Here is a 6,543-nt window from a genome sequence, read left to right as displayed (position 1 = left end):
GGGTATGGATTGAAGGCTTGCTGCGTGAGTATTACGACCCGATGTATGCGTTCCAGCGCGAGAGCAAGGGCGCGCGTATCGAGTTTGCCGGGGAGCAGGGGGCGGTGGTGGAGTATTTGCGCGAGCGGGCGACCCGGGTGGGGTGACCTTTCGGACGCCATCGCAGGCAAGCCAGCTCCCACAGTTGGATCGCGGTGCGTCAGTTAGATCAGCGTCGGCTGCCAGGCCGTCGCGGGAGCAAGCTCCCTCGCCACAGGTTTAGCGTCGTACCGAAGTTGTGTAGATACCTATGCCGCGATAGCGTTGGCTCAGTCGATACCGCTATCGCAGGCAAGCCAGCTCCCACATTGACCGAGTCGGTGTTTTAAAGTGCGAACGGCAGGTGGACCGTGACCTGCTGACGCTGCGCCAAGCGGTGCTCGAACTCAGCCGGGTCATGAATCAGCACATCCTGCCCGGCAAATGACTCGGCCGCGATCAGCCGCGACAGCCAGAACCGCACGCACGCCACGCGCAGCATGGTCGGCCATAGCTCGGCTTCCTTCGCGGTAAATCTCCGTAGCCCCGCGTAAGCGCCCAGCAGCGCCCGGGCACGGTGACCGTCAATCACGCCTTCGGCATCCGAGCACCAGTCATTCAAGGCGATGGCCACGTCGTAGAGCATCGGCCCCGAACAGGCGTTGTAGAAGTCGATCAGGCCCGTCAGGTGCGTGCCTTCAAACATCGCGTTATCGCGAAACAGATCGGCGTGCACATTCGCCCGTGGTAGGCCGAGGATGTCGGCCTTGTGGGCGTCGATCTCGGCCAGCGCATCGCGCAACAGGCGTTGCTGGGCCTCGTTAAGGTGCGAAATAAGCTGCGCGCCCTCGCTGAGCATCCACTCCAGGCCGCGGTCGGTCTTGCGTTCAAGTACCTTTTCGCCTTGGGTGGCCAGGTGCAGGTGGCCGAGCAGTTCGCCAACCTGGGCGCAATGCTGCGCATTGGCCTCCTTGATGTGCTTGCCCGCCAGACGTGGTTGCAGCAAGGCCGGTTTGCCCTTGAGTTCGCGCAAAGCGATGCCGTCGGTGGTGCGCAGGGCGTACGGCACGGGCAGGTCGGCGTCGTGGAGCACGTCGAGCAGTTCGATGAAGAACGGCATTTCTGCCACCGGGCCACGCTCAACCAGGGTCAGGACGAACTCGCCCTGCTCCAGGCTGATAAAGAAATTGGTGTTTTCGCTGCCGGCGGCAATCCCCTGGAAATCAAGCAGGCGGCCGAGCCCATAAGGGGCGAGAAAGGTTTCCAGCTCGGGCCGAGCCAGGGGGGTGAACACAGACATGGTTAAAACTGCCGTTACGGGCGCTGCGGTGGGCAGCGCCGGTTAAAATTAAGAAATCATTTCCATTCGAAGATCTTCCATGACGGGATCAGCATATCCGGCTGGTCAGAGCGGATGAAGTTCGCGTCGGTGCCGTCCGCACGTACCAGAAAGTACGGCGGTGCGCCCTTCGGGGTGACTTTGATTGCGTACAGGAAGCCGTTTTGGCGGTATTCCTGGATGGTTTTGTCGCCTTCCGTGCGAATGGTAACTTCCGGGTCTGCCGAAGGGGCATCGTCTGCCGCCATGGCAGCCATCGGAGCGAGTGCAATCAAACCGGTCAACAGCAGGCGATTGAATGTACGCATGATAACCTTGTCCCTTTGTTTTCATTGGTCCGGCTATTCTAGCGCCTGACCCGCCGAAAAGGTTGATCCTGCTCATGAGCCAAGCGCCCCTCGTCCTGGTGGACGGTTCTTCTTATCTGTACCGCGCCTTCCACGCGCTGCCACCGCTGACCACCTCCAAAGGCCTGCCCACCGGTGCGGTCAAGGGCGTGTTGAACATGCTCAAAAGCCTGCGCAAGCAGTACCCGGACAGCCCATTTGCGGTGGTTTTCGACGCCAAGGGTGGGACGTTTCGCGATGAGATGTACGCCGAATACAAAGCCAACCGCCCGAGCATGCCCGATGACATGCGCCTGCAGATCGAGCCGCTGCATCAAAGCGTGATCGCTCTTGGCTTCCCGTTGCTGTGCGTCGAGGGTGTGGAGGCCGATGACGTGATCGGCACCCTGGCCCGCAGCAGCGCGGCCGCCAGCCGCCCGGTGGTGATCTCGACCGGTGACAAAGACATGGCGCAGCTGGTGGACGGCCACATTACCTTGGTCAACACCATGACCGGTAGCTCCATGGACATCGAGGGCGTTAAGGAGAAATTCGGCGTCGCTCCGGAGCAGATCATCGACTATCTGGCGTTGATGGGAGATTCGTCCGACAACATTCCCGGCGTTCCGGGCATTGGCCCCAAGACCGCCTCCGGCTTGCTGGTGGGGGTCAATGGCGGCCTCAAAGAGCTTTATGAGCAGTTGGATATTGTGCCGACCCTGCCTATCCGTGGGGCCAAGACCCTGCCGGCAAAGCTGGAAGAGCATAAAGAGATGGCATTCCTGTCCTATCAGTTGGCGACGATCAAGATCGATGTGCCGCTGGATGTTGGGTTGGATGATTTACACCTGATCGAACCGGACCGCGAAAAGCTGCTTGAGCTGTACACATTGCTGGAGTTCAAGAGCTGGTACGACGAGATCCAGCGCGATACCAAGCGTGTCGAGCTGAAGGCGGCCAATGAAGTTACGCCCGTCGCGGATGTCGCAGTGGAGGCGGTGGTATCGGTGCCCGTAGAGACGGTTTACACCACCATTCTTGACCAGGCCACGTTCGATCTGTGGTTGAAAAAACTCAACGACGCCAAGCTGTTTGCCTTCGATACCGAAACCACCGGGATCGACGCCCAGCAGGCGCAATTGGTCGGGGTTTCGTTCGCGGTGCAGCCCCATGAGGCTGCCTACATTCCGCTGACGCACGCTTACATCGGTGCACCGGAACAACTGGACCGCGACACCGTGCTGTTGGCCTTGAAACCGTTGCTGGAAGACCCGACCAAACTCAAGGTGGGCCAGCATGCCAAGTTCGACATGAATATCCTGGCCAACTGCGCCATTGGTGGCGACCCTGCCCAGGGCATTACCGTGCGCGGCATCGCCTTCGACACCATGCTCGAATCCTACGTGCTCAACTCCACCGCGACGCGGCACGATATGGACAGCCTGGCGAAGAAGTACCTGGACCACGACACGGTCAGCTTCCAGGACATCGCCGGCAAAGGCGCCAAGCAACTCACGTTCGACCAGATCGCCCTTGAGCAAGCCGGCCCTTACGCGGCCGAAGATGCTGATGTGACCTTGCGCCTGCATCAGTACCTTTACGCGCAACTGGCAGCGATCCCGAGCCTGGCCAGTGTGCTGACGGACATCGAGATCCCGCTGGTGCCGGTGCTGGCCCGCATCGAGCGCCAGGGCGCACTGGTAGACAAGGACCTGCTCGGCATCCAGAGCATCGAGCTGGGTAACAAGATGGTTGAGCTGGAGCGCCAGGCCTACGAGATCGCCGGTGAAGAATTCAACCTGGGTTCGCCCAAGCAGCTTGGGGCGATTCTCTACGAAAAGCTTGGCATGCCGGTGCTGAAAAAAACCGGCAAGGGCCAGGCCTCCACGGCTGAAGAAGTGCTGGCCAAACTGGCCGAAGATGATTTCCCGCTGCCCAAGGTACTCATGCAGTACCGCAGCATGAGCAAGCTCAAAAGTACCTATACCGACCGCCTGCCGGAACAGATCAACCCACGTACCGGGCGTATTCATACGTCTTACCATCAGGCCGTCGCGGCGACCGGGCGCTTGTCCTCCAGCGATCCGAACTTGCAGAACATCCCGGTGCGCACCGCCGAGGGGCGGCGCATTCGCCAGGCGTTTGTCGCGCCCAAGGGCTACAAGCTGCTGGCGGCGGACTATTCGCAGATCGAGCTGCGGATCATGGCGCATTTGTCCAAGGACGAGGGCTTGATGAACGCCTTCCGCAATGACCTGGACGTACACACGGCCACGGCGGCCGAAGTGTTCAAGGTCGAGTTGAATGAGGTCACGTCCAACCAGCGCCGCAGCGCCAAGGCGATTAACTTCGGCCTGATTTACGGTATGGGCGCCCAGAAGCTGGGTAAGGACATCGGCGTCGATACCAAGACCGCCAAGGCTTACATCGATGTGTACTTCGCCCGCTATCCAGGGGTGCGCGAATACATGGAGCGCACCCGCGCCCAGGCGGCGGATCAGGGCTATGTCGAAACCTTCTTCGGGCGACGCCTGTACTTGCCGGACATCAACTCCAACAAGCCCCAGGAGCGCGCGGCGGCCGAACGCACAGCGATCAACGCGCCGATGCAAGGCACGGCGGCGGACATCATCAAAAAAGCCATGGTGCAGGTGGATAACTGGCTGACTGAGTCGGGCCTGGATGCCAAGGTCATCCTTCAGGTGCACGACGAATTGGTGCTGGAGGTGCGCGAAGACTTGGTCGCGCAGGTCAGCGAGAAGATTCGCGAGCATATGAGCGCGGCGGCGCAGTTGGACGTGCCTTTGGTGGTGGACGTAGGCGTAGGCGATAACTGGGACGAGGCGCACTGATTCTGCGGCTTCGCCATCACCTTGCGCGGTGGCGAGGCGGTTTAGAGCGCAAACCGCGGTCAGTTATTTCCAATAGTTTTTTGAGCCTGTCGGAACTTAACCTGTGAACTGCCACTCAGAGTTACTGAATGGGTGGTGAAGCCCTTCAATGCTCCTATGTTGTGTTAAGTGTTGGCAGATAATTCCGGACCCCGCCCTAGCGGTCCGGAACTTGAACCCCGAACTTCCCCTCCCCAAAAGAAGTCCGGGGTTTTTTTTGCCCGCAGAAAAGTTATTCGGCGATTTCTGTGCCCTTGTCCGCCAATTCCATCCAGCCGGCCAGTACGGTGTAAGCCTCTTCCAGACCCATGCGCTTGGGGGCGGAGAACAGCTGAATGGTGATGGTGTCGCCCCAACCCTTACGGATTTCGGACTGCACTTTGAGCAGGGTGTTCTTGGCTGCACCGTAGGTGAGCTTGTCGGCCTTGGTCAGCAAAATGTGCATCGGCATGCCGCTGGCGACAGCCCAGTCGAGCATCAGCAAGTCGAAGTCGGTCATTGGATGACGTATATCCATCATCAGAATCAAACCCTTCAAACTCTCGCGACCGCCCAGGTAAGCCTCGAGGTGACGCTGCCAGTGCAGCTTCAGCGGGATAGGTACTTTTGCATAACCGTAGCCCGGCAGGTCGACCAGACGCCGATCATCGTCTAGCTTGAAGAAATTGAGTAGTTGCGTGCGGCCCGGGGTTTTCGAGGTGCGCGCCAGGCTGGCGTGGGTCAGGGTGTTCAGTGCGCTGGATTTACCGGCGTTGGAACGGCCGGCAAAGGCGACTTCAAAGCCCTCGTCATCGGGGCATTGGTCCACTTTGGCGGCGCTGAGCATGAAGGTGGACTGTTGGCACAGGCCGAGGATGGGGTTCTTGAGTTGCATGAGATTTCCGATGTGGGCGGTGCCGAGAAAGGGTGCGGCAAGCGGTGTCGTTTCCGTTTCAGTAGCGCCAGTATATAATGCCGCAGATTTTGTGTGTGCTTTGTCCCAGCGAAGGATGAAGTTCACGGGAGCGAAAGACCTTTATTGCGCATTAGAACGCAAAACGCTCTCAAGCCCTGAAAAGGTCGATGTATGGACCGACGGTTGCTCGCTTCTGCTGCCCTGATTCCGCTTTACGGCGCTCAGGCTACACAGGATCAACCGAGTTTGCATGGTCAGGCTGACGCAGCACGTGACCCAGGGTTTCAAGGCAATGCCGCCGCGTGGTTTGTGCATGGACTGCAGTACTGAGGATTACCAGGCCGTCACTGATGTGATGGTGAGTAAACCCGGTAGATAACTCTTAAACCCTTAGCCGTAGTTGGATTAGCTGATGAACAAACTGATCGTGAGTCTGCTGTTGACCTTGGGCATCACAGGCGCTGCCGTCGCTGCAGAGGGCCCCGTCAAAGGTGATGCCACTGCCGGTCAAGCGAAGGCCGCCGTGTGTGGTGCCTGCCACGGGCCGGATGGTAACAGCCCGGCGCCGAACTTCCCCAAACTGGCCGGCCAGGGTGAACGTTACCTGAGCAAGCAGATGCACGACATCAAGAGCGGCAAGCGCACGGTGCTGGAAATGACCGGCATGCTAACCAATCTCAACGATCAGGACCTGGCGGACCTCGCGGCGTATTTTGCCAGCCAGAAGGGTAGCGTGGGAGCTGCCGATCCTAAATTGGTCGCCCGCGGAGAGCAGTTGTTCCGTGGCGGTAACCTGGAAAAAGGCTTGCCTGCCTGCACCGGTTGCCACTCGCCCAATGGCGCAGGCAACGCTGCTGCCAGCTTCCCGCGCCTGAGCGGCCAGCACGCCACCTACATCGCCAAGCAGTTGACCGACTTTCGCAAGGAAGAAGCCGGCCGGGCCAACGATGGCGACGCGATGACCATGCGCACCATCGCTCGCAAGCTGAGCGACGAAGACATCGCAGCCCTCTCCAGTTATATCCAGGGCCTGCACTGACGGGGCTGGGCGTTAACGCTCGATTAATCCCGCGA

At 59.7% G+C, this 6,543-nt stretch carries 5 protein-coding genes and 2 pseudogenes; 4 read left to right on the top strand and 3 right to left on the bottom strand.

The window, feature by feature from the left end:
- Positions 1–146, top strand: a pseudogene (locus GIW04_RS07020) (tRNA 2-selenouridine(34) synthase MnmH); the annotation flags it as partial.
- Positions 147–364: 218 nt separating this feature from the next.
- Here the strand turns inward: GIW04_RS07020 and GIW04_RS07015 are convergent.
- Together GIW04_RS07015 and GIW04_RS07010 are read right to left on the bottom strand one after the other, a co-directional pair.
- On the bottom strand, positions 365–1,318 hold the full coding sequence (locus GIW04_RS07015; RefSeq protein WP_120247385.1) for a homoserine kinase: 954 nt from the start codon (positions 1,316–1,318) through the stop codon (positions 365–367).
- A 56-nt stretch (positions 1,319–1,374) separates the two neighbouring features.
- Positions 1,375–1,665, bottom strand: coding sequence for a DUF2782 domain-containing protein (locus GIW04_RS07010; protein ID WP_003187366.1), 291 nt, complete (start codon positions 1,663–1,665; stop codon positions 1,375–1,377).
- Between the two features lie 74 nt (positions 1,666–1,739).
- On the opposite strand from GIW04_RS07010, the gene polA reads away from it, so the two are divergent.
- Positions 1,740–4,535, top strand: a complete 2,796-nt coding sequence (polA, locus tag GIW04_RS07005; RefSeq protein WP_120247384.1) for a DNA polymerase I — start codon at positions 1,740–1,742, stop codon at positions 4,533–4,535.
- Between the two features lie 271 nt (positions 4,536–4,806).
- Here the strand turns inward: polA and yihA are convergent, their stop codons facing one another.
- On the bottom strand, positions 4,807–5,448 hold the full coding sequence (gene yihA, locus GIW04_RS07000; protein ID WP_073526417.1) for a ribosome biogenesis GTP-binding protein YihA/YsxC: 642 nt from the start codon (positions 5,446–5,448) through the stop codon (positions 4,807–4,809).
- 192 nt (positions 5,449–5,640) lie between these two features.
- On the opposite strand from yihA, the pseudogene GIW04_RS06995 reads away from it, so the two are divergent.
- Both GIW04_RS06995 and GIW04_RS06990 read left to right on the top strand, forming a co-directional pair.
- Positions 5,641–5,848: pseudogene (locus GIW04_RS06995) on the top strand (cytochrome).
- 33 nt (positions 5,849–5,881) lie between these two features.
- Positions 5,882–6,508, top strand: coding sequence for a c-type cytochrome (locus tag GIW04_RS06990; RefSeq protein WP_003187372.1), 627 nt, complete (start codon positions 5,882–5,884; stop codon positions 6,506–6,508).
- Positions 6,509–6,543 lie beyond the last annotated feature (35 nt).

This window comes from Pseudomonas sp. PA-4-8C (genome assembly GCF_021606625.1).
GTDB classification, from domain to species: Bacteria; Pseudomonadota; Gammaproteobacteria; order Pseudomonadales; family Pseudomonadaceae; genus Aquipseudomonas; species Aquipseudomonas lactis.
The sequence above is the reverse complement of the archived record's forward strand: the minus strand, read 5'-3'. Positions and strand labels throughout refer to the sequence as shown.